The sequence below is a fragment of the Stenotrophomonas sp. Steno-Z2 genome (assembly GCF_056393235.1).
In genome coordinates, this window is record NZ_JBWJOY010000002.1 from 315,840 (window position 1) to 339,823 (window position 23,984).

General features: G+C 67.1%; 19 protein-coding genes and 1 tRNA gene. All 20 read right to left on the reverse strand.

All coding sequences use genetic code 11. The annotated features are described in order from the left end of the window. Positions 1–202 precede the first annotated feature (202 nt). Positions 203–2,311: a polyribonucleotide nucleotidyltransferase gene (gene pnp / locus AC06FP_RS06510; RefSeq protein ID WP_478074952.1), complete on the reverse strand. Its 2,109-nt coding sequence runs from the start codon at positions 2,309–2,311 to the stop codon at positions 203–205. A gap of 147 nt (positions 2,312–2,458) precedes the next feature. Further along, on the reverse strand, positions 2,459–2,719 hold the full coding sequence (gene rpsO, locus AC06FP_RS06515) for a 30S ribosomal protein S15 (protein ID WP_104938577.1): 261 nt from the start codon (positions 2,717–2,719) through the stop codon (positions 2,459–2,461). A gap of 179 nt (positions 2,720–2,898) precedes the next feature. Then, positions 2,899–3,810 (reverse strand): tRNA pseudouridine(55) synthase TruB, encoded by a 912-nt coding sequence (gene truB, locus AC06FP_RS06520; RefSeq protein ID WP_478074953.1) that lies wholly within the window; start codon positions 3,808–3,810, stop codon positions 2,899–2,901. A 362-nt stretch (positions 3,811–4,172) separates the two neighbouring features. Next, positions 4,173–4,565: a 30S ribosome-binding factor RbfA gene (gene rbfA / locus AC06FP_RS06525; protein ID WP_456119040.1), complete on the reverse strand. Its 393-nt coding sequence runs from the start codon at positions 4,563–4,565 to the stop codon at positions 4,173–4,175. A 76-nt stretch (positions 4,566–4,641) separates the two neighbouring features. Beyond that, a complete protein-coding gene (gene infB, locus AC06FP_RS06530) occupies positions 4,642–7,269 on the reverse strand; it encodes a translation initiation factor IF-2 (RefSeq protein WP_456119038.1) in 2,628 nt (875 codons plus the stop codon). Between the two features lie 130 nt (positions 7,270–7,399). Next, positions 7,400–8,911, reverse strand: a complete 1,512-nt coding sequence (gene nusA / locus AC06FP_RS06535; RefSeq protein WP_478074954.1) for a transcription termination factor NusA — start codon at positions 8,909–8,911, stop codon at positions 7,400–7,402. 4 nt (positions 8,912–8,915) lie between these two features. Continuing rightward, the gene (gene rimP / locus AC06FP_RS06540; RefSeq protein WP_456119034.1) at positions 8,916–9,506 is read right to left on the reverse strand and encodes a ribosome maturation factor RimP; all 591 of its coding nucleotides are present in this window, start codon (positions 9,504–9,506) and stop codon (positions 8,916–8,918) included. Between the two features lie 196 nt (positions 9,507–9,702). Further along, positions 9,703–9,779 (reverse strand) — tRNA-Met (locus AC06FP_RS06545). A 206-nt stretch (positions 9,780–9,985) separates the two neighbouring features. Beyond that, a complete protein-coding gene (nuoN, locus tag AC06FP_RS06550; RefSeq protein ID WP_478074955.1) occupies positions 9,986–11,446 on the reverse strand; it encodes an NADH-quinone oxidoreductase subunit NuoN in 1,461 nt (486 codons plus the stop codon). Between the two features lie 37 nt (positions 11,447–11,483). Then, entirely contained in the window at positions 11,484–12,995 is a 1,512-nt protein-coding gene (locus tag AC06FP_RS06555; protein WP_456119030.1) for an NADH-quinone oxidoreductase subunit M, read from the reverse strand. A gap of 20 nt (positions 12,996–13,015) precedes the next feature. Further along, on the reverse strand, positions 13,016–15,154 hold the full coding sequence (nuoL, locus tag AC06FP_RS06560; protein WP_478074956.1) for an NADH-quinone oxidoreductase subunit L: 2,139 nt from the start codon (positions 15,152–15,154) through the stop codon (positions 13,016–13,018). Between the two features lie 7 nt (positions 15,155–15,161). Then, complete coding sequence (gene nuoK / locus AC06FP_RS06565; protein ID WP_057640727.1) at positions 15,162–15,467, reverse strand: NADH-quinone oxidoreductase subunit NuoK; 306 nt, start codon at positions 15,465–15,467, stop codon at positions 15,162–15,164. Further along, positions 15,464–16,123: an NADH-quinone oxidoreductase subunit J gene (locus AC06FP_RS06570; RefSeq protein WP_478074957.1), complete on the reverse strand. Its 660-nt coding sequence runs from the start codon at positions 16,121–16,123 to the stop codon at positions 15,464–15,466. Before AC06FP_RS06570 ends, nuoK begins: the two co-directional genes overlap by 4 nt. Positions 16,124–16,133: 10 nt before the next feature. Further along, on the reverse strand, positions 16,134–16,622 hold the full coding sequence (nuoI, locus tag AC06FP_RS06575; RefSeq protein WP_054664867.1) for an NADH-quinone oxidoreductase subunit NuoI: 489 nt from the start codon (positions 16,620–16,622) through the stop codon (positions 16,134–16,136). A gap of 3 nt (positions 16,623–16,625) precedes the next feature. Continuing rightward, entirely contained in the window at positions 16,626–17,720 is a 1,095-nt protein-coding gene (gene nuoH / locus AC06FP_RS06580) for an NADH-quinone oxidoreductase subunit NuoH (RefSeq protein ID WP_478074958.1), read from the reverse strand. Next, positions 17,717–19,963: an NADH-quinone oxidoreductase subunit NuoG gene (nuoG, locus tag AC06FP_RS06585; protein ID WP_478074959.1), complete on the reverse strand. Its 2,247-nt coding sequence runs from the start codon at positions 19,961–19,963 to the stop codon at positions 17,717–17,719. Before nuoG ends, nuoH begins: the two co-directional genes overlap by 4 nt. Beyond that, on the reverse strand, positions 19,960–21,297 hold the full coding sequence (gene nuoF, locus AC06FP_RS06590; protein WP_478074960.1) for an NADH-quinone oxidoreductase subunit NuoF: 1,338 nt from the start codon (positions 21,295–21,297) through the stop codon (positions 19,960–19,962). The genes nuoG and nuoF overlap by 4 nt, the downstream gene beginning before the upstream one ends. Positions 21,298–21,300: 3 nt before the next feature. Continuing rightward, entirely contained in the window at positions 21,301–21,828 is a 528-nt protein-coding gene (nuoE, locus tag AC06FP_RS06595) for an NADH-quinone oxidoreductase subunit NuoE (RefSeq protein WP_478074961.1), read from the reverse strand. A gap of 91 nt (positions 21,829–21,919) precedes the next feature. Then, entirely contained in the window at positions 21,920–23,227 is a 1,308-nt protein-coding gene (locus AC06FP_RS06600) for an NADH-quinone oxidoreductase subunit D (RefSeq protein ID WP_478074962.1), read from the reverse strand. After that, a complete protein-coding gene (locus tag AC06FP_RS06605) occupies positions 23,224–23,976 on the reverse strand; it encodes an NADH-quinone oxidoreductase subunit C (RefSeq protein WP_456119014.1) in 753 nt (250 codons plus the stop codon). Before AC06FP_RS06605 ends, AC06FP_RS06600 begins: the two co-directional genes overlap by 4 nt. Positions 23,977–23,984: the final 8 nt, after the last annotated feature.

Genomic DNA, 23,984 nt, shown 5'->3' on the forward strand with positions numbered 1-23,984 from the left:
CCGGAGCGGGGGCGCGGCGGCTGCAGGCAGGTCACGCCTCCACCACGCAGGGAAAGCCGTGCGGCTGCGTAGGCGCTCTCCGGCGTGCCGGCGGCGCCATCGCACCCGGGGACGGCACCCCACCGAACGGGCTGCACGGGATGCCCCAAAAGAAAAGCGGGCCAGAGGCCCGCTTTTCCGGATGAAACCCAAGTGCCCAGGCTTACTCGGCCGGGGTGCCCTCGCCTTCCTCAACGGCCTTCATCGACAGGCGGATGCGGCCCTGCTTGTCCACTTCCAGCACCTTGACCTTGACCACGTCGCCTTCCTTCAGCTTGTCGCCGACCTTCTCCACGCGCTCGCTGGAAATCTGCGAGACGTGCACCAGGCCGTCCTTGCCCGGCAGGATGGTGACGAACGCACCGAAGTCCATGATCTTGGCGACCTTGCCTTCGTAGATGCGGCCCGGCTCGACGTCCGAGGTGATCTGCTCGATGCGGCGCTTGGCTTCCTGCGCGGCGGCGTTGTTCACCGAGGCGATGGTGATGGTGCCGTCGTCCTGGATGTCGATCTGGGTGCCGGTTTCCTTGGTGATCGCCTGGATCACCGAACCGCCCTTGCCGATCACTTCGCGGATCTTGTCCGGGTGGATCTTGATGGTCAGCAGGCGCGGCGCGTAATCGCTCAGCTCCTCGCGCGGCGCGGTCAGCGCCTTGGCCATCTCGCCCAGGATGTGCAGGCGGCCGGCCTTGGCCTGCTCCAGCGCCTGCTTCATGATCTCTTCGGTGATGCCTTCGATCTTGATGTCCATCTGCAGCGCGGACACGCCTTCGGAGGTACCGGCGACCTTGAAGTCCATGTCGCCCAGGTGGTCTTCGTCACCCAGGATGTCGCTCAGCACGACGAAGCGGTCGTCTTCCTTCACCAGGCCCATGGCGATGCCCGCCACCGGCGCCTTGACCGGCACGCCGGCATCCATCAGCGCCAGCGAGGAACCGCACACCGAGGCCATCGACGAGGAGCCGTTGGATTCGGTGATCTCCGACACCACGCGGATGGTGTACGGGAATTCCTCGATGGTCGGCATCACCGCCAGCACGCCGCGCTTGGCCAGGCGGCCGTGGCCGATCTCGCGGCGCTTCGGCGCGCCGAAACGGCCGCACTCGCCCACCGAGTACGGCGGGAAGTTGTAATGGAACAGGAAGTTTTCCTTGTACTCGCCGGAGACGGCATCGATGATCTGGCCATCGCGGGCGGTGCCCAGGGTGGTGACCACGATGGCCTGGGTCTCGCCGCGGGTGAACAGCGCCGAACCGTGGGTGCGCGGCAGCACGCCGGCCTTCACGCTGATCGGGCGCACGGTGTCCAGGGCGCGGCCGTCGATGCGGACCTTGGTGTCCAGCACCGAATCGCGCATGGTGCGGTACTCCAGCTCGCCGAACTCCTTGGCCAGCTCGGCCGGGTTCCAGCCCTCGGCGGCGACGCGGCCGGCCAGCTGCTCGGTCACGTCCTTCTTGATCGCGGCGATGGCGTCGCGGCGCTGCAGCTTGTCACGCACCTGGAAGGCCGCGGCCAGCTGGCCGCCGATGGCTTCCTTCAGCGCCGAGATCAGCGCCTCGTTCTTGGCCGGGGCGACCCAGTCGCTCGGCTTGGTGCCGGCTTCGACGGTCAGCTCGTTGATCGCGTTGATGACCTTCTGCATCTCGCGGTGGCCGAAGGTCACGGCGCCCAGCATCACTTCTTCGGACAGCAGCGCGGCCTCGGATTCCACCATCAGCACGGCGTTGGCGGTGCCGGCCACGACCAGCTCCAGCTGCGATTCCTTCAGCTCCGACACGGTCGGGTTGAGGATGTATTCGCCATTCTTGTAGCCGACCTTGGCGGCGCCGATCGGGCCCTTGAACGGGGTGCCGGCCAGCGACAGGGCGGCCGACGCGCCGATCAGGGCGGCGATGTCGCCGTCCACTTCCGGGTTCAGCGACATCACCGTGGCGATGATCTGCACTTCGTTCTTGTAGTCTTCCGGGAACAGCGGACGGATCGGACGGTCGATCAGGCGCGAGATCAGCGTCTCCTTCTCCGTGGCGCGGCCTTCGCGCTTGAAGAAGCCACCCGGGATGCGGCCACCGGCGTAGAACTTCTCCTGGTAATCAACGGTCAGCGGGAAGAAGTCCTGGCCTTCGCGCGCGCTCTTGGCGGCGACGGCAGTGACCAGCAGCACGGTGTCGTCCATCTTGACGATGACGGCGCCGCTGGCCTGGCGGGCGATTTCGCCGGTCTCAAGCGTGACGGTGTGCTTGCCGTACTGGAAGGTTTTGGTGATTTTTGCCACGGAGGGTGTCCTTGGGGATGCTGTCTGCGAATGGACCGTCGGCGACCCTTGTCGCCGGCGGGTGGCCGGTTGTTCCGGCACCGGGAATACGGTTGAACTGCAAAAACAAAACCGCGGCGCATCGCTGCGCCGCGGAGGGGTTGCTGCTTAGCGACGCAGGCCAAGCTTTTCGATCAGGCCCTTGTAGCGCTCGACGTCCTTCTTCTTCAGGTAGTCGAGCAGGCTGCGGCGGCGGTTGACCAGCTGCAGCAGGCCGCGGCGGCTGTGGTGGTCCTTCTTGTGCACCTTGAAGTGCTCGGTCAGCTGCTCGATGCGGGCGGTCAGCAGGGCCACCTGGACTTCCGGCGAACCGGTGTCGTTGGCGCCGCGCTTGTTGTCTTCAATAACTTTCTGGGTGTCGATCGACATGATGTTTTCTCTGGATGCGTGGCCGGCAGGAACGTGCTGATGACGCACCGCGCAGCTCGCCGTTAAGGAAAGCGGCCCGCCGACGGCGGACCGGTGCCCGGCAAAGGGCCGCAGAATTGTAACGATCCGCGCCTGCCGCCACAAGGCGCGGCGCGTTTCGGCCGGCGGCCCGCGGCCGGTCAGAGATTGAAACGGCGCTGCGGCGCCAGCATCCCGGCGGCGTCCACCTGCCCCAGTCCCAGCGCCTTGCCGTCGCCGGCGAATACCGCCACCAGCCCGCGCGGCCATGCCGGATCGCGCAGGCGCTGGCCCATGCAGAAGCGCGACGCGCGGGCAGCGTCCAGCTCGACCCGGCCGAAATGGCTCAGCCCGGCGTCCAGCGGCAGCAGCCATTCCAGCAGCGCCGCCTCGTCCCCGGCTTCGGCCACGGCGCGCAGTTCGTCCAGGCCGATCATGCGCGGGGACAGGAACGGCTCCACCCACAACCGGCGCAGCGCGGTGATGTGCGCGCCGCAGCCCAGCGCCTCGCCCAGGTCGCGGGCGATGCTGCGGATATAGGTGCCCGAACCGCAGGTCACGCGCAGGCGCAGCCGCTCCGGCTGCTGTTCCAGCACGTCGATGGACTGCACGTGCACGTCCCGTTCCGGCGCCTCGATGGCGTCGCCGCGGCGCGCCTTCACATACAGCGGCTCGCCGCCCTGCTTCAGCGCCGAGTAGATCGGGGCGCGCTGGCGGATGTGCCCGGTCAACGGTGCCAGCGCCTGGCCCAGCGCCTGCGCGTCGATGGCCGGCACCGGGCGCTGCCGCAGCACCGCGCCATCGGCGTCGTCGGTATCGGTGGTCGTGCCCAGCGCGATCTCCGCGTCATAGGCCTTGGCCGAGCCCAGCAGCAGGCCGGCGATCTTGGTCGCCTCGCCAAAGCACAGCGGCAACAGGCCGGTGGCCAGCGGGTCGAGGCTGCCGGTATGCCCGCCCTTCTCCGCCCTGAACAGGCGCCGCGCCACCTGCAGCGCGGTGTTGGAGCTCATGCCGGCGGGCTTGTCGAGCAGGACGATGCCGTCCAGGCGGCGGAATTGGATACGGGGACGCATGGGGAATGCTTTGCTCTGCTTTGTCGCTGCGGTTGCAGTTGCGCTTCGGCTTCCGATCCTGGAGCTCCTTCCGCAGCGGCGGAGCCCGTGGAAAAACCTGCGGGGGCCGATGTACAGGGACCCGCGCCGTCTTTCGCGGAGGCAGTCAGGCTGACCCGCAATTCGGCTGCTGGAAGCGAGTCCCCTGGCCATCTTCCCCCTGCACGAGCATGGAGAAGCAACCTGCCCGGGGCGCAGCGGGAGCGAAAACCGCTGCTTCGCTTCGAAACGGGAACGGATGGCTCCACCATCACCGCTCCGTCCGCCCCTCATCCGTCCTTCGGGCGCCTTCTCCCGCAGGGAGAAGGAACAGGCTCGAAAGCTCAGGCCTTCCCGCCTTCCTCATCGCCATCGTCCGACTGCGCCGACTGCACATCCGGCAGATCGCGCAGCAGGGTGTCGATGCGCTCGCCACGGTCCACCGAATCGTCGTAATGGAAATGCAGCTCCGGCACGTGGCGCAGCTTCATCGCCCGGGCCAGGCCCATGCGCAGCTCACCGGCCAGCTCGCGCAGGCCCTTGACCGCCTCGACCGAACGCTCCGGCATCAGCGCGGTGACGAACACCTTGGCATGGGCCATGTCGCGGGTGACTTCCACGTCCGAGACGCTGACCGACGGCAGCCCGTGCTCGCGCACGGCGGCATGCACCAGGGTGCCCAGATCGCGGCGGATCTGCGCGGAAACTCGGTCGGTACGGTGGAAAGTCTTGGGCACGGAATCTGGCTCGTCTGGCTGCTGCGGGGGAAAGCGCGACCGGCCCGAGTGGTGCGGGCCGGCCGGTACTGCGTTGTTACAGGGTGCGCGGCACTTCGATGCGCTCGAAGCACTCGATCTGGTCGCCGGCCTTGACGTCGTTGTAGGCCTTCACGCCGATACCGCATTCGGTACCGTTGCGGACCTCGTCCACGTTCTCCTTGAAGCGGCGCAGCGATTCCAGTTCGCCTTCGAACACCACCACGCTGTCGCGCAGCACGCGGATCGGCTTGTTCCGCTTGACCACGCCCTCGACCACCATGCAGCCGGCGACCGCGCCGAACTTGGAGCTGCGGAACACGTCGCGGACCTCGGCGATGCCGATGATCTCCTCGCGGATTTCCACGCCCAGCAGGCCCGAAGCCACCTGCTTCACCTGGTCGATCACGTCATAGATGATCGAGAAGTAACGCAGGTCCACGCCGTTGGATTCGATGATGCGGCGGGCCGAAGCGTCCGCGCGCACGTTGAAGCCGATGACCGTGGCCTTGGAGGCCACCGCCGAGTTGGCGTCGGACTCGGTGATGCCGCCCACGCCGGAGTGGATCACGTTGATCCGGATCTCGTCGTTGGACAGGCCCACCAGCGACTGGCTCAGCGCCTGCACCGAGCCCTGGACGTCGGCCTTGATCAGCAGGTTCAGCACCTGCTGGCCTTCGCCCTTGCCCATCTGCGCCATGATGTCTTCCATGCGGCTGCCCGCGCTGGCGACCAGGCGCGACTCGCGGCGCTTGGTTTCGCGCTGCTGCGCCACGTCCTTGGCCAGGCGCTCGTCGTCGACGACCACGAAGTCGTCGCCGGCATCCGGCACGCCGGACAGGCCCAGCACCTGCACCGGGATCGACGGGCCGGCCTCGGCAACCTGCCGGCCGGTCTCGTCGAACAGCGCACGCACGCGGCCGTACTGGATGCCGCACACCAGGTAGTCGCCCTTCTTGAGCTGACCCTGCTGCACCAGCACCGTCGCGACCGGGCCGCGGCCCTTGTCCAGCGAGGATTCGATGACCACGCCGGCGGCGCGGCCTTCGGCCACGGCCTTCAGCTCCAACACTTCGGCCTGCAGCGAGATCGCGTCCAGCAGGTCGTCGATGCCCTGGCCGGTCTTGGCCGAGATCTCCACCATCTGCGTGTCGCCACCGAACTCTTCGGCCACGACCTGCTCGGCGAGCAGTTCGTTCTTGACCCGCATCGGGTCGGCCGAGGACTTGTCGATCTTGTTGATCGCCACCACGATCGGCGCGTTGGCCGCGCGGGCGTGCTGGATGGCTTCCCTGGTCTGCGGCATGACGCCGTCGTCGGCCGCCACCACCACCACCACCACGTCGGTCAGCTGCGCGCCACGGGCGCGCATCGAGGTGAACGCGGCGTGGCCCGGGGTGTCGAGGAAGCTGATCACGCCCTTCGGCGTTTCCACGTGGTACGCGCCGATGTGCTGGGTGATGCCGCCGGCCTCGCCGTTGGCGACCTTGGTGCGGCGGATGTAGTCCAGCAGCGAGGTCTTGCCGTGGTCGACGTGGCCCATGATGGTGACCACCGGCGGACGCGGCACGGCGTCGCCCTGGTCGGCATCGGTGATGGCCAGCAGCGCGTCCTCGGCATCGTTGTTGCCGGCGCGCACCGCCTTGTGGCCGAGTTCCTCGGTCACCAGCGCCGCGGTGTCGTGGTCGATGGACTGGGTGATGGTGGCCATCACGCCCATCTTGAACAGCGCCTTGACCACCTCGCCACCCTTGAGCGCGAGCTTCTGCGCCAGGTCGGCCACGGTGATGGTGTCGCCGATGGCGACCTCACGCACCACCGGCGCGGTCGGACGCTCGAAACCGTGGCTGCCGCCACCGCCGCGCGACTGCTCGGCGCCACGGCGGCCCTGCGGCGCGCGCGCGCCCGGACGGCCGCGGGAATTGCTGTTGTTGCCACCGCGGCGGGCACGGTCGGACGGCGACAGGTGCAGCTGGCCGCCGAAGCGGTTGCCGCCGTTGTCGTCGGACGACTGCGGGCCGCGCGACTTGCTGCCCGGCTTGGCATGCGCGGGACGCTCGTCGCGGGCGGCATGCGGGCGGCTCGGCGACGGCGCGTGGCGCACGTTCTTGACCACCGGCTCGTCCTCGTCCTCGTCGCGCGCCGGCGCCTTGGCCGCCTGCGCGGCTTCCTCGGCGGCCTTGCGCTCGGCCTCGGCACGCAGGCGCTCGGCCTCCTCGGCCGCCTTCTGCTGGGCAATCTCCTCGGCGCGCGCGCGGTCCTTCTCGGCCAGCATGCGCTGCTCCTCGAGGTTGCGCTGGCGCGACTCCTCGAGCTTGCGCAGGATCTCGGCGCGCTCGGCATCCGCATCCACGGGCGCACCCGCAGCCGGCTTGACGTAGGTGCGCTTCTGGCGCACCTCGACATTGACCGTGGTCTTACTGCGGCCGGCGTTGACGGTCACTTCCTGCTGCGTGCGGCGGCTCAGGGTGATCTTCTTCGGCGCGGCGTCAGCCTCGTCGGCGATCTGCTCGTCCTTGCCGTGGGAACGGCGAAGGAAACCGAGCAGCTTCACTTTCTCGGCGCTGGTCACGACCTGGTCGGGACCGCTGAACTTCATGCCGGCCTGGGCCAGCTGTTCCAGCAGTTTCTCCACCGGCGTGTTGACCAGTTGGGCGAGCTTGCGGATGGTGGTTTGCTGCGACATTCGGATCCTATGATCTTTTGGGCGCTCCCCCGAGACGGACGAAGGCTGCGCGGATTCTACGCCCTGAGCGGCTCAGGGCACTGTTCATCGCTGGCTCATGCGCCGCGCTCCAGACGGGCCTTCGCGGCGGTCATTCGCCACGCTCCAGCCTGGCAATTTCCTCGGCGCGGGCGGCCAGGACCAGCGCCGCGGCGCGCTCCAGGTCCATGCCCTCGATGCCGAACTCCAGCACCTCGTCGGCCGCCAGGTCCGACAGGTCCTCGCTGGTGCGCACGCCGTTGCCGGCCAGCGCGTAGGCCGTGGCCTCGTCCATGCCCGGCAGCGCCAGCAGGTCGGCGGCCGGCACGCCGTCCTCGGCGCCCTCTTCCACCGCCAGCGCCTCGTTGAGCAGCGCATCGCGGGCGCGGGCGCGCAGTTCCTCGACGATGTCCTCGTCGAAGCCCTCCACGGCCAGCAGCTCGCCGATCGGCACGTAGGCGATTTCCTCGACGGTGCTGAAGCCCTCGCTGACCAGGATGCCGGCGATTTCCTCGTCCACTTCCAGCTTGTCCATGAACAGCTGGCGGGCCACGGCCTGCTCGGCCTCCGACTTGGCGGTGACCTGGTCCTGGGTCATCACGTTGAGCTGCCAGCCGGTCAGGCGGCTGGCCAGGCGCACGTTCTGCCCGCCCTTGCCGATGGCCTGGGCCAGGCGCTCCTCGGCCACGGCCAGGTCCATCGAGTGCTTTTCCTCATCGACGATGATGGACTGCACTTCGGCCGGCGCCATCGCGTTGATGACGAAATTGGCCGGGTTCTCGTTCCACAGCACGATGTCCACGCGCTCGCCGTTGAGCTCGTTGCTCACCGCCTGCACGCGCGAACCGCGCATGCCGATGCAGGCGCCGATCGGATCGGTGCGGCTGTCGTAGGCGATGACGGCGATCTTGGCGCGGTCGCCCGGGTCGCGGGCGCAGGCCTTGATCTCGACCAGGCCCTGGCCGACTTCCGGCACTTCCAGCTTGAACAGCTCGATCATGAACTCCGGCGCGGCGCGGCTGATGAACAGCTGCGGGCCGCGCGGCTCCGAGCGCACTTCGGCCAGGTAGCCGCGCACGCGGTCGCCGGCGCGCAGCACGTCGCGCGGAATGCCCTTGTCCTTCGGGATGAAGGCCTCGGCGTTGCCGCCCAGGTCGACGTAGATGTTGCCGCGCTCGGCGCGCTTGACCACGCCGGTCACCAGTTCGCCGACGCGATCCTTCCACGCGTCCACGACCTGCTGGCGCTCGGCCTCGCGCACGCGCTGCACGATCACCTGCTTGGCGGCCTGCGCGGCGATGCGGCCGAAGTCCGGGTTCTCGATCTGCTCCTCGATGTAGTCGCCGACCTCGACGCCGTCGGCCTCCTCGATCGCGTCCATCAGGCGGATCTGGCGGTCCGGCGATTCCATCACCACGTCGTCGGCCACGACCTCCCAGCGGCGGAAGGTTTCGTAGCTGCCGTCCTTGTGGTCGATCGCCACGCGCGCCAGCACATCCTGGTCCACGTAGCGCTTCTTCGCCGCTGAGGCGAGCGCCGCCTCGATCGCGTCGAAGATCACTTCGCGCGGCACGCCTTTCTCATTGGCGACCGCGTCGACTACCAGCAGAAGTTCCTTGCTCATCGGCTTACTCCGCGCGCGGCTTGCGGGCCGCGGTTTCGTTATTGGATTTGTTCTTGGCCGCGCCGCCCTGCCTGGGCGCCGGACCCGTCGGTTTGGTCGGAGCCAGGCCAAGCGCGGCCCAGTCCGGAATGATGCGCGCCTTGTCGATGTTGTCGAAGGCCGCCACGAACGGCTTGCCATCGACCACGAAGGTCACGGTGCCGGCCGCGGCGTCCACCTCGGCGATCTCGCCCTGCAGACGGCGGCGGTTCTCCTGCGGCAGCTTCAGGCCGACCTTGGCCGATTCGCCCAGGTGGCGCTCGAACTGCTCCAGCGTGAACAGCGGGCGGTCCACGCCCGGCGAGGACACTTCCAGCGTGTAGTTGCCGCTGATCGGGTCCTCGACGTCCAGCTGCGCGGACACCTCGCGGCTCACCCGCTCGCAGTCGTCGATGTTGACCACGCGCTCGGGCTGCTCGGCCAGCGGCACGTCGATGTACAGACGCAGCGTCGCGCCGCCCGGTGCCGGCAGATACTCGGCGCCCAGCAGCTCCAGGCCCAGCGCCTGCACGGTGGGGCCCAGCAGATTCGCGATTTCAGTAGCCTTGTCGCTCACAGCCTGCCTTGATTTCGGTAATGGGAAAACGGGAAAACCCAGCCGGACTTTTCGTTTTGCGGAAACAACAAAGGGCCCGACTGGGCCCTTTGTCCGGTATGAATCCGGTGACTGGATTCCGGTTGCAGGAACGGAAGCAATCGTTCCTGCGAGCCCAGATTCAGCCTTCGACAACAGTGTTGAAGAAGGCCAGAACTGGTAGCGGGGGCAGGATTTGAACCTGCGACCTTCGGGTTATGAGCCCGACGAGCTGCCAGACTGCTCCACCCCGCAGCAGAAGCGGAATTATGAAGTAATTGGACCGTTACCGCAAGTCTTTTTTACTCCATTGTTTCAGGAAACCCGGGGATTCCACTGAAACCCGGAACGACCCCGTTCCGGCCGACCATCTTGCGATGGTCCGGCGACACCGGCTTCCCGGCGTCGCCATCAACTCAGGGCGCGCATATTACATGAATCGCGCCGTTTTGTATCGCTTTTTATGACAAATGTGCAAATGCGTTGCGCATCCAGGCCAGCAGCGGCCCCAGCGCCACCGGCAGCACCAGCAGGGCCACGCAGTTCACGCCCAGCACGATGCCCAGCAGGCGGTCATTGTTGCGCGGCAGCGGCTCGCCCACCGGCTCGTCGAAATACATGACCTTGACCACGCGCAGGTAGTAGAAACAGCCCACCACCGCGCTGATCACGCCCAGGATCACCAGCCACAGCAGGCCACCGTTGACCGCCGCGCCCAGCACCGCCAGCTTGGCCCAGAAGCCCAGGAACGGCGGGATGCCGGCCAGCGAGAACATGGCGCACAGCATCAGGCCGGCCATCCACGGGTTGCGCGCGTTCAGGCCCTTGAAGTCGTCGATGCTCTCGGCCTCGAAGCCGGCGCGCGACAGGGCGATGATCACGCCGAAGGCGGCGGTGGACATGATCGCGTAGGCCACGGCGTAGAACATCGCCGCCGAATAGCCCGCCGCACCGCCGCCGGCCACGCCCATCAGCAGGAAGCCGATGTGCGAGACGGTCGAATAGGCCAGCATGCGCTTGAGGTTGACCTGGGCGATGGCCATCAGGTTGCCGACCACCAGCGACAGCGCGGCCAGGCCGGCCAGTACGTACTGCAGTTCGGTGGACAGCGGCCCGACGCCGGCTTCCAGCAGGCGGTAGGCCATGCCGAACGCGGCCAGCTTCGGCGCCGAGCTGATGAACAGCGCGATCGGTGCCGGGGCGCCCTGGTAGACGTCGGGCAGCCACATGTGGAACGGCGCGGCGCCCAGCTTGAAGGCGACGCCGGCGACCATGAACACCGCGCCGGTCAGCAGCAGCATGCGCTCGTCCGAATGCGCGGCCGCGTCATGGATCACGTCCAGGTGCAGCGAGCCGGTGGCGCCGTAGACCAGCGACATGCCGTACAGCAGCAGGCCCGAGGCCAGCGAGCCGAGCACGATGTACTTCATGCCCGCTTCGGCGGCCAGCTTGTTCTCGCGGTTGCTGGCGACCAGCGCATAGGAACACAGCGCCAGCAGCTCCAGCCCCAGGTAGACCATCAGCAGGCTGCCGGCCGAGACCAGGATCATCATGCCCGCCGTGGCGAACAGGACCAGCACCGCGATCTCGCCCTGGTACAGGCTGCGCTCGCGCAGGTAGCTCCAGCCGTAGACCAGGGTCAGGCCGCTGACCAGCACCACCACGGTCTTCATGACGTCGGCGGCATTGTCGCGGATGAACATGCCGTGGAACGCCTCGCCCTGCCCGCCCACGCCGCCCAGCAGCAGCGCGAAGGCGACGGCGAGGATGGCGACCGACAGGAAGTGGGTCCACACCTTGTGGCGGTTGCTGATGAACAGGTCGAGGATCAGCAGGGCGAAGGCCCCGCCGATCACCACCAGTTCTGGCAGCAGCGGCGGGAGGTCGGCGGCGGTCAACGGCAGTAGCGTCGGCGTTGTCATCATCAAATCCTGGAATCAATACTCTCGACGGGGCCGCTTACAGCAGCTTGCTCGATGCGATCTGCATCGCCAGCTTGGCGATGGAGGGCTCCATCAGTTCGGTCAGCGGCCGCGGATACACGCCCAGCGCCAGCGTACCGACGGCGAACACGCCCAGCACCAGCCATTCGCGCCCGTTGATGTCCTTCATCTCGGCCACGTGGGCGTTGCCCACCTCACCGAAGAACACGCGCTTGTACAGCCACAGCGAGTACGCAGCGCCGATGATCAGCGTGGTCGCGGCGCCCAGCGCCACCAGCGGCTCCCACTGGAAGCTGGCCAGCACCACCATGAACTCGCCGACGAAACCGCTGGTGCCCGGCAGGCCGGAGTTGGCCATGAAGAACAGCAGCGCGAAGGCGGCGAACCACGGCATCACGTTGACCACGCCACCGTAGTCGGCGATGCGGCGGGTGTGCAGGCGGTCGTAGAGCACACCGATGCAGGTGAACATCGCGCCGGACACGAAGCCGTGCGAGATCATCTGCACCATGGCGCCCTGCAGGCCCAGGCGCGCGGCGTCGGCGTTGCCGGCCTCGCGCACCAGCCACAGCGCGGTGAAGGTACCCAGGGTCACGAAGCCCATGTGCGCGACCGAGGAATAGGCCACCAGCTTCTTCATGTCGTCCTGTACCAGCGCCACCAGGCCGACGTAGATCACCGCCACCAGCGACAGCGCGATCACCAGCCAGGCCCACTCGTGGCTGGCGTCCGGCACGATCGGCAGGTTGAAGCGCAGGAAGCCGTAACCACCGATCTTCAGCGCGATCGCGGCCAGGATCACCGAACCGGCGGTCGGCGCCTCCACGTGCGCGTCCGGCAGCCAGGTGTGCACCGGGAACATCGGCACCTTGACCGCGAAGGCGATCAGGAAGGCGAAGAAGATCCAGGTCTGCTCCCGGGCGGAGAGCTGCAGCTGGTACAGGTCGGCCAGCTGGAAGCTGCCGCCCTTGATGTACAGGTAGATCAGCGCCACCAGCATCAGCACCGAGCCGAGGAAGGTGTACAGGAAGAACTTCAGCGCGGCATAGATGCGGCGCGGGCCGCCCCAGACACCGATGATCAGGAACATCGGGATCAGCATGGCCTCGAAGAACACGTAGAACAGCATCGCGTCGGTGGCGGCGAAGATGCCCACCGTCACGCCTTCCAGGATCAGGAAGGCGGCCACGTACTGGTTCACGCGCTTGTCGACCACGCCCCAGGCGCCGATCAGCGCCAGCACGCCCACCAGGGTGGTCAGCAGCACCAGCGCGATGGCGATGCCGTCGACGGCCAGGTTGTAGCCGATGCCGTAGGCCGGGATCCAGGGGTGCTGCTCGACGAACTGCATCACCTCGGCGGCGGTGCGGTCATAGCCGCTGAGCAGGCCGAGGCTCAACAGGAAGGTGAGCAGTGCCACCGCCAGGGACGCCCATCGGGCGGCCTGGGCGTTGCGCACGGCAAGAATCAACGCACCGCCGAGGATCGGCAGCCAGATGAGGATACTGAGTAGGGGCCAGTTCGACACGTCTTCTTATTCCGTACAGGTCAACGCCAGAAATGCATCAGCAGGCCCAGCAGGGCAATCAGGCCGATGATCATCACGAAGGCGTAGTGGTAGAGGAAACCGGATTGGGTGCGGCGCAGCAGGTTGGCGGCCAGTTCGACCACGCGGGCCGCACCGTTCACCACCCCGTCCACCACGTTGCTGTCCACGACGCGGGCGGCCTTGCCGAGCTTGACGCTGCCGCCTGCGAAACCGTCGATCCACAGCTTGTCGAAGCCGTACTTGTTCTCCAGCACCGAGACCACCGGCGCCAGGGCCTTGCGGGACTGCCCGGCCAGCTCCGGCTTCCAGATGTAGAACACCCAGGCCAGGACGAAACCGGCAACGGTCAGGATGAACGCCGGCGCGGTCAGGCCATGCAGGGCGAACTGCACGGCGCCATGCCAGCCTTCCCTGCCCACCGCGGCGATGGTGTCGCGCGCCGGGTCGTAGAAGTCGACAATGCCGGTGAAGAAGGACATCACCTGCCCCGGGATGCCGTTGCCGCCGGCGTGACCGGCCCAGTCGGTGCCGAACAGCATCGGGCCGGCGGTGAAGAAGCCGATGAGGATCGACGGGATCGCCAGCAGGATCAGCGGCAGGGTCACCACCCACGGCGACTCGTGCGGCTCGTGCGCACCGTGGCCATGATGGTCGTCATGGTGGTGGGCGTCGTGGCCGTGGTCGTCATGCGCGTCGCGGAAGCGTTCCTTGCCGAAGAAGGTCAGGAACAGCAGGCGGAAGCTGTAGAAACTGGTGACGATCACGCCGCCCAGCACCGCCCAGTAACCGTAGGTCGCCACCCAGCTGTGCGAGGCGTGGGCGTGCAGCTCGGCGGCCTCGATGATGGTGTCCTTCGAGTAGAAGCCGGAGAAGAACGGCGTGCCGACCAGCGCCAGCGTGCCGATCCACATGGTGATGTGGGTGATCGGCATGTATTTGCGCAGGCCGCCCATCTTCATCATGTTCTGCTCGTGGTGCATGCCGATGATGACCGAGCCGGCGCCCAGGAACAGCAGCGCCTTGAAGAAGGCATGGGTCATCAGGTGGAACACCGCGCCCGAATAGGCCGACACGCCCAGCGCCACCGTCATGTAGCCCAGCTGCGACAGCGTCGAGTAGGCGACCACGCGCTTGATGTCGTTCTGCACGATGCCGATCAGGCCGGTGAAGAACGCGGTGGTGGCACCGATGAACAGCACGAAGTTCAGCGCGGTCTGCGACAGCTCGAACAGCGGCGACATGCGGGTCACCATGAAGATGCCGGCGGTCACCATGGTGGCGGCGTGGATCAGCGCCGAGATCGGGGTCGGGCCCTCCATCGAGTCCGGCAGCCACACGTGCAGCGGCACCTGCGCCGACTTGCCCATCGCGCCGATGAACAGGCAGATGCAGATCAGGGTGGCGATCGACCAGATCACCGGCTCGCTCAGCACCTGCACCGGATGGCCGAACAGGTTGATCGAACCGGACCACACCTGGATCAGCGCGTTCGGGTCGTTCAGCAGCGGCGCGTTGGCGAACACGGTGGCGTAGTCCAGGGTGCCGAACACCCACAGCACGCCGGCGATGCCCAGCAGGAAGCCGAAGTCACCCACGCGGTTGACCAGGAAGGCCTTCATGTTGGCGAAGATCGCGCTCGGCTTCCTGAAGTAGAAGCCGATCAGCAGGTACGACACCAGGCCCACCGCTTCCCAGCCGAAGAACAGCTGCAGGAAGTTGTTGCTCATCACCAGGGTGAGCATGGAGAAGGTGAACAGCGAGATGTAGCTGAAGAAGCGCTGGTAGCCGTCATCGTCGGCCATGTAGCCGATCGAGTAGATGTGCACCAGCAGCGACACGAAGGTCACCACCACCATCATCATCGCGGTCAGGCGGTCGACCATGAAGCCGACGTGCGCCGAATACTGGCCCACCTCGAAGAAGGTGTAGATGTTCTGGTTGAACGGCTGCGCCCCACCCCACAGCAGCTGGTACAGGGTGTGAACCGACAGCGCGCAGCTGACCGCCACGCCGAGGATGGTGGCGTACTGGGCGCCCTTGCGCCCCACCTGGCGACCGAACAGGCCGGCGATGATGCTGCCGAACAGCGGTGCCAGCACCACTGCGATCAACAGACTCTTGGAGAGAGTGATTTCCATCTGTGGGTCAGCCCTTCAACGAATCGACTTCGCCAACGTTGATGGTGTGGCGGGTACGGAACAGGGTCACCAGGATCGCGAGGCCGATGGCGGCTTCCGCCGCGGCCACGGTCAGGATGAAGAACACGAACAGCTGGCCGGCGGTGTCGCCGAGTTCGCGCGAGAAGGCGACGAAGTTGATGTTCACCGACAGCAGCATCAACTCGATCGACATCAGCAGCACGATGATGTTCTTGCGGTTGAGGAAGATGCCGGCGACGGAGATGCAGAACATCACCGCGCCCAGCGCGAGCATGTGGCCCAGGGAAATCATGGCTTGGCCTCCTCGCCGCCTTCATTGTGCGTGGTGTCGGTCAGCACGACCGGCTTCTCGACTGCCATCTTCACGATGCGCAGGCGGTCGCTGGCGCGGACGCGGGTCTGCTCGGACGGATTCTGCGACTTCACGCCGGTGCGGCGGCGCAGGGTCAGCATCACCGCGGCGATCACCGCCACGGTCAGGATCACCGCGGCGAACTCGAACGGCAGCAGGTATTCGGTGAACAGGCTGCGCGCCAGCCAGGTGATGTTGGAGCTGTCGGCGGCGACGGCGGCGGCGTTGTCGGCCGGGAACGGCGCGGCCATGCGGGCCTTGATGCCGATCAGGGTCAGCATCTGCACCAGCATCACCACCGCCACCACCAGGCCGACCGGCAGGTAGCGCACCCAGCCTTCGCGCAGGCTGTCCGTTTCCACGTCCAGCATCATCACCACGAACAGGAACAGCACCATCACCGCGCCGACGTACACCAGCACCAGGGTGACGCCGAGGAACTCGGCGCCGACCAGCAGCCAGACGCAGGCCACGGAGAAGAAGGTCAGGATCAGGCACAGCACGGCATACACCGGGTTGCGCACGCTGATCACCGACAGGGCCGAAAGCCCCGCCACGACCGAGAAGAACCAGAAGGCGATATTTACCCAATCCATCTTTCGGTCCTCAGCGGAAGGCGGCGTCGGCGGCGCGGCGTTCGGCGATCTCGGCTTCCAGCCGATCACCGATGGCCAGCAGCTGCGGCTTGGTGACGATGTTCTCGCCACGGTTCTCGAAGTGGTACTCGAGGATGTGGGTTTCCACGATCGAGTCCACCGGGCAGCTCTCTTCGCAAAAACCGCAGAAGATGCACTTGAACAGGTCGATCTCGTAGCGCGTGGTGCGGCGGGTGCCGTCCTCGCGCTTGGCCGAGTCGATGGTGATGGCCAGCGCCGGGCACACCGCCTCGCACAGCTTGCAGGCGATGCAGCGTTCCTCGCCGTTCGGGTAGCGGCGCAGCGCGTGCAGGCCGCGGAAGCGCGGCGACTGCGGGAACTTCTCCATCGGGTACAGCACGGTGTACTTGGGCTTGAACGCGTACTTCAGCGTCAGCCACATGCCGGAGACCAGCTCCAGCAGCAGCAGGCTCTTGAAATAGTGGGTGATCTTTTTCATGAATCAAACGCCTCTCTGGATCACGCCGTAGAACACGAGCAGTGCGGTCACCGCGATCCACGCGATGGTCAGCGGGATGAACACCTTCCAGCCCAGACGCATGATCTGGTCGTAACGGAAGCGCGGGAACGTGGCACGGAACCAGATGTAGGAACTGGCGAAGAAGAAGACCTTGGCCAGCAGCCACGGCCAGCCGCCGTTCCAGATCCAGTTGACCCAGGGCGACACGTCCGCCGTGACCCAGCCCTGGATCGGGCTCAGCCAGCCGCCCAGGAAGAAGATCGAGATCAGGAAGCTGATCAGGATCATGTTGGCGTATTCGGCCAGGAAGAACAGCGCGAACGCACCGCCGGAGTACTCGACCATGTGGCCGGCGACGATTTCCGACTCGCCCTCGACCACGTCGAACGGCGCGCGGTTGGTCTCGGCCACGCCGGACACCCAGTACACGACGAACAGCGGCAGCAGCGGCAGCAGGAACCAGTCGAACAGGCCCGAGCTGCCCTTCTGCGCCAGCACGATCTCACTCAGGTTCAGGCTGCCGGCGGCGATCATCACGCCGACCAGAGCGAAGCCCATGGCGATCTCGTAGCTGACCATCTGCGCGGCCGAACGCATCGCGCCGAGGAAGGCGTACTTGGAGTTCGACGCCCAGCCGGCCAGGATCACGCCGTAGATGCCCAGCGAGGTCATCGCCAGCAGGTACAGCAGGCCGACGTTGGCGTTGGACAGCACCAGCTTGTAGTCGAACGGCACCACCGACCATGCCGCGAACGACGGCGCCAGCACGATCAGCGGCGCCAGCACGTAGATCGCCTTGTGCGCGTTGGCCGGGCGCACGATTTCCTTGAACAGCAGCTTGGTGACGTCGGCGAAGGCCTGCAGCAGGCCGCCGAGGCCGACGTACATCGGCCCGTGGCGCACGTGCATCCAGCCGATCAGCTTGCGCTCCCACAGCACGTAGAACGCCACCGACACGATGATCGGCATGGCGATGACCAGGATCTTCAGCACCGTCCACAGCACGATGCCGATGTCGCCCAGCGCCAGGAACCACTGGTGCAGCGGGTCGACCGCGTTCAACAGCAACTCGTTCATGCAGCCACCACCGTTACCCGAGCGGCGCCCAGCGGCGCGGTGGCGCCGTGGCCCGATTCAATCCAGACCGTACCGGCGGCGACGCGCGCATCGACCACCACCGGCAGGGTCGCCTTGCCGGCATCGGTGCCGACCTTGGCCATCTGCCCTTCCGCCAGCTGCAGGCGCGCGGCGTCGTCGGCGTTGAGCACGATGCGCGGCGCGTTGTTCAGCGGATGCGCCTGCAGCGCTTCGGCGCGGCGCACCACCGCGTCGGTGCGGTAGATCGCCGGGGTCGATGCCACTTCCAGGCCCTCGCCCGCCGCCTGCGGCTGCGCCGAGGCAGCCACGTCCACCTGCACCGGCTGCAGGCCGGCACGCAGGCCTGCCAGATCGGTGAAGCCGAAACCGGCCAGCTGCAGGTCGCCGCCCAGGGCGCGCAGCACGCGCCAGCCCTCGCGGGCCTCGCCCGGCAGCTTGCCGCCGGCACGGGCCTGCTGCTCGCGGCCGTCGAGGTTGGTCAGGGTCGCGTCGATTTCCGGCAGCGCGCCGACCGGCAGGATCACGTCGGCCACGTCGCGGGTCGAGGCGCAGGCGAACTGGCTGAACGCCACCACCTTGGCGCCGGCCAGCGCCTTGCGCGCGGCGGCGCCGTCGGCGAAGTCCAGGCCCGGCTCGATGCCGTACAGCACGTAGGCCTTGCGCGGCTGCGCCAGCATCGCGGCGACGTCCTTGCCGGCCGGCAGCACGCCGGCGCGGGACAGGCCGATGGCGTTGGCGCCCTGCGGGATGCGGCACAGCTTCGCGCCGGTGGCGGCAGCGAACTCGCGCGCGGCGGCGCGGATCGCGGCGGCCTGCGGATGGTTCTCGGCGATCGCGCCGACGATGACGACGGTGTTGCCACCGGCCTTCACCGCCTCGCGCAGCGTCGCATCGCCCATGGCCCCGGCGAGCTGCGACGGCGCGACGATCTGCTTGCCGGCCAGCTTGAAGGCGAAATCGAAATCGACCGGGTTGACCGCGAAGATCTGCGCGCCGTTCTGGGTCTGCGCCTTGCGCAGGCGGGCGTGCAGCAGCGGCAGCTCGTGGCGGATGTTGCTGCCCAGCAGCACGATGCGGTCGGCCTTCTCGATGTCGGCCAGCGAGGCGCCGAATACTTCGGCGGTGGCGGCGTCGGAGAAGTCGCGGTTGTCGATGCGGTGGTCGATGTTGCTGGAGCCCAGGCCGGCGGCCAGGCGGGCCAGCAGCGCGCCCTCCTCGTTCGAGGTGGACGGATGCACCAGCACGCCCAGGTCGTCGCCGCGGTTGCCGTCCAGGATCTCGCGGGCGGCGGCCAGGCCTTCGGCCCAGCTCACTTCCTTCCACTCGCCGTTGACCTTCTGCAGCGGCTTGACCGCGCGGTCGGCGGCGTACAGGCCCTGGTGCGAATAACGGTCGCGGTCGGACAGCCAGCACTCGTTGACCAGTTCGTTGTCGCGCGGCACCGCGCGCAGCACTTCGCCGCGGCGCACGTGCAGGAACAGGTTCGAGCCCATGGCGTCGTGGTAGCCCAGCGATTCGCGCGCGGTCAGTTCCCACGGGCGGGCGCGGAACTGGAACACCTTGTTGGTCAGCGCGCCGACCGGGCACACGTCGATCACGTTGCCGGACAGCTCGGTGGTCAGCGGCTTGCCGTCGTAGGTGCCGATCTGCAGGTTCTCGCCGCGGTACATGCCGCCCAGCTCATAGGTGCCGGCGATCTCCGCGGTGAAGCGCACGCAGCGGGTGCACTGGATGCAGCGGGTCATCTCGGTGGCGACCAGCGGCCCCATGTCCTCGTCGGCCACCACGCGCTTGCGCTCGTTGAAGCGGCTGACCGAACGGCCATAGCCCAGCGACACGTCCTGCAGCTCGCACTCGCCGCCCTGGTCGCAGATCGGGCAGTCCAGCGGGTGGTTGATCAGCAGGAACTCCATGACCGAGCGCTGGTACTTGAGCGCCTTCTCGTTGCGGGTCTGGATCTTCATGCCGTCCATGACCGGCGTGGCGCAGGCCGGCGACGGCTTGGGCGACTTCTCCACGTCGACCAGGCACATGCGGCAGTTGGCCGCGATCGGCAGCTTCTCGTGGTAGCAGAAGCGCGGGATCGGAATGCCGGCCTTGTCGGCGGCCTGGATGATCATCGACCCCTTGGGCGCGAACAGCGTCTGCCCATCGATCTCGATGGTGACGTGTCCTTCCGGCACCACCGGTGCCTCGCTCGGGTTCATGGGTTGCGCGCTCATGCGGCAGCAGCCTCCACCTTCTTGCCGTCAACCATCGAATGACCGTTGACGATGTAGTACTCGAATTCGTCCCAGAACTGGCGCAGGAACCCCTGGATCGGCCACGCCGCCGCTTCGCCGAAGGCGCAGATGGTGTGGCCCTCGATCTGGCCGGCGACGGTGCGCAGCTGGTGCAGGTCCTCCATCGTGGCCTTGCCGGCGACGATGCGCTCCAGCACGCGGTGCATCCAGCCGGTGCCCTCGCGGCACGGGGTGCACTGGCCGCAGGACTCCTTGTGGAAGAACTGGCTGATGCGGCAGGCGAACTTGACGCAGCACACGCTGTCGTCCAGCACCACGATCGCGCCCGAACCCAGGCCCGAGCCCAGCGCGCGGATGGTGTCGTAGTCCATCGGCAGGCCCTTGAGCTGCTCGGCGGTCAGCACCGGCATCGACACGCCGCCCGGGATCGCCGCCTTCAGCGTGCGGCCCGGACGCAGGCCACCGGCCATTTCCAGCAGTTCGTCGAAGGTGGTGCCCAGCGGCACCTCGAAGTTGCCGCCCTTCTGCACGCAGCCGGAGACCGAGAAGCACTTCGGGCCGCCGTTGGCGGTCCTGCTCAGGCCCTTGAACCATTCCGGGCCGTTGCGGATGATCGCCGGCACCGAACCATAGGTCTCGGTGTTGTTGATCGTCGACGGCTTGCCGTACAGGCCGAAATTGGCCGGGAACGGCGGCTTGTAGCGCGGCTGGCCCTTCTTGCCTTCCAGCGATTCCATCAGCGCGGTTTCTTCGCCGCAGATGTAGGCGCCGGCGCCCAGCGCGGCATAGATGTCGATGTCCACGCCGCTGCCCAGCACGTTCTTGCCCAGCCAGCCGTGCTTGTAGGCATCGGCCAGGGCCTGCTCGAAGTGCTCGAACGGCTCGTGGTGGAACTCGCCGCGCAGGTAGTTGTAGCCCACGGTCGAGCCGGTGGCGTAGCAGGCGATGGCCATGCCCTCCACCACCGAGTGCGGGTTGTAGCGCAGGATGTCGCGGTCCTTGCAGGTACCCGGCTCGGATTCATCCGAGTTGCACAGGATGTACTTCTGCATGTCGCCCTTGGGCATGAAGGACCACTTCAGGCCGGTCGGGAAGCCCGCGCCGCCGCGGCCGCGCAGGCCGGACTGCTTGACCATCTCGATCACGTCGGCCGGCGCGATCTTCTCCTCGAGGATCTTGCGCAGCGCGGCGTAGCCGCCGGTCTTGAGGTAGTTCTCGTACGACCACGGGGTGTCGTAGTGCAGCGTGGTGTAGACCACGTTGTGCGGAAGCGGCGCCGGACCGACCGGGCCCCTGGATTCGTGGTGTGCCATGCCTTACTCCAGCCCGTCCAGCAGCGCGTCGACCTGGTCCAGCGTCAGGCGCTCGTGGTAGTGACCGTTGATGACCATCATCGGCGCGCCCGCGCAGCCGGCCAGGCACTCCTCCTCGCGCTTGAGGTAGATGCGGCCGTCCGCGGTCGATTCGCCGTGCTTGATGCCCAGCTTCTTCTCGCAATGGCGCACGATGTCATCGGCGCCGTTGAGCCAGCAGCTGATGTTGGTGCAGATGGCGACGTTGTTGCGGCCGACCTTCTCGGTCTCGAACATCGAATAGAAGCTGGCGACCTCGTAGGCCCACACGAACGGCAGGTCCAGGTACTTGGCCACCGCGGCGATCAGCTCGTCGCTCAGCCAGCCCTGGTTCTGCTCCTGCGCCGCATGCAGGCCCTGCAGCACCGCCGAGCGCTTGCGCTCGGGCGGGAACTTCGTCAGCCAGTGATCGATGTGAGCGCGGGTCTTGTCGCTCAGCACCACCATCGGGTCGACGTCGCGCGCCGCCTCGAAATTACCTGTCGCCTTCATCGGCCGACCTCAACCAATAGCAGATCCTGGGAAACCGGTGCCTGCAGCAGCATGGCCGCGCTGGCACCGGGCGTTGTGGGCTTGCCCGGCATTACCGGTCGACCTCGCCGAACACGAGATCGTAGGTGCCGATCATCGCCACCACGTCGGCCAGCATGTGGCCGCGCACGATCGAGTCGATCGAGGACAGGTGGGCGAAACCCGGCGCGCGCAGGTGCACGCGGAACGGCTTGTTGGCGCCGTCGGACACCAGATAGCAGCCGAACTCGCCCTTCGGCGCCTCGACCGCGGCGTAGGTCTCGCCGGCCGGCACGCAGTAGCCTTCGCTGAACAGCTTGAAGTGGTGGATCAGCGCTTCCATGTCGTCCTTCATCTCCGCGCGCGAAGGAGGAGCGACCTTGAAATTGCGGACCATGACCGGGCCGGGGTTGGCCTTCAGCCACTGCACGCACTGCTTGATGATGCGGTTGGACTGACGCATCTCGGCGACGCGGACCAGGTAGCGGTCGTAGCAGTCGCCGTTGGTGCCCAGCGGGATGTCGAAATCGACCGCGTCGTACCTGGCGTACGGCTGCTTCTTGCGCAGATCCCAGGCGATGCCCGAGCCGCGCAGCATGGCGCCGGTCATGCCCCAGGCCAGGGCGTGCTCCGGGGTGACCACGCCGATGCCGACGGTACGCTGCTTCCAGATGCGGTTGTCGGTCAGCAGGGTCTCGTATTCGTCGACGCGCGCCGGGAACTCGTTGGTGAAGTTCTCCAGGAAATTCAGCAGCGAGCCTTCGCGCGCCGCGTTCAGGCGCTTGAGCGCATTGCCCTTGTGCCAGCGCGATTCCTTGTACTTGGGCATCGCGTCCGGCAGGTCGCGGTACACGCCGCCCGGGCGGTAGTAGGCCGCGTGCATGCGCGCGCCGGACACCGCCTCGTAGCAGTCCATCAGCTCCTCGCGCTCGCGGAACGCATACAGCATCACCGCCATCGCGCCCAGGTCGAGCGCGTTCGAACCCAGCCACATCAGGTGGTTCAGGATGCGGGTGATCTCGTCGAACATGGTGCGGATGTACTGCGCGCGCTCCGGCACCTCGATGCCCGCCAGGGTCTCGATGGCGCGGACGTAGGCGTGCTCGTTGCACATCATCGAGCAGTAGTCCAGGCGGTCCATGTAGCCGATCGACTGGTTGAACGGCTTGGACTCGGCCAGCTTCTCGGTGGCGCGATGCAGCAGGCCCACGTGCGGGTCGGCGCGCACGATGGTCTCGCCGTCCATCTCCAGGATCAGGCGCAGCACGCCATGCGCGGCCGGGTGCTGCGGGCCGAAGTTCATGGTGTAGTTGCGGATCTCCTGCCGGCCTTCGGCGGGATTGCTGGCGAAGGCCTCGGAGGCCTGGTGGAACTCGCTCACTTGCTTGCCTCCCTCTGCGCGCGCTCACCCTCGGCGGTCTCGAAGCGGGCGTCGTCGCGGATCACGCGCGGCACGCCCACGCGCGGTTCGACCGAAGTCACCGGCTCGTAGACCACGCGCTTCTTTTCTTCGTCGTAACGCACTTCGACGTTGCCGATCAGCGGGAAATCCTTGCGGAACGGATGGCCGACGAAACCGTAGTCGGTCAGGATGCGGCGCAGGTCCGGGTGGCCTTCGAAGATCACGCCGTACAGGTCGAACGCCTCGCGCTCGAACCAGTTCAGGCCCGGCCACACGCTGGTCAGCGACGCCACCACCGGCAGCGCCTCGCTCGGGGCGAAGCAGCGCATGCGCAGCAGCTGGTTGTGCTGGTAGGAACGCAGCTGCACCACCACGGCGAAGCGCTGCTTCGGCAGTGCGTCAGGCTGCGCGCCATCGGCCGTCTCGTGGCTGGGGAACTCGCCCCAGGCGAAGCGGCCGGCGCCCTTGCCTTCCACGCCGCGGCTGAAGCCCTGCGAGGAAACATCGGAGGTATCCCACTCGTCGCTGCCGTAGCCGAGGTAGTCGACGCCGCACAGGTCGGTGGCGTGCTCGAAGCCGAACTCGTCGCGCAGCGCGACGGCGACGGCATGCCAGTCGGCCGACGGAACCTCCAGCGTCACTTCGCCGCGCGGTTCGACCACGGAGACCTGCGCACCGGCGAAACGCGCGCGAAGTCGGTCGATGAGTGAAGGTGCTTGCTGGGCCATGGGGGCTG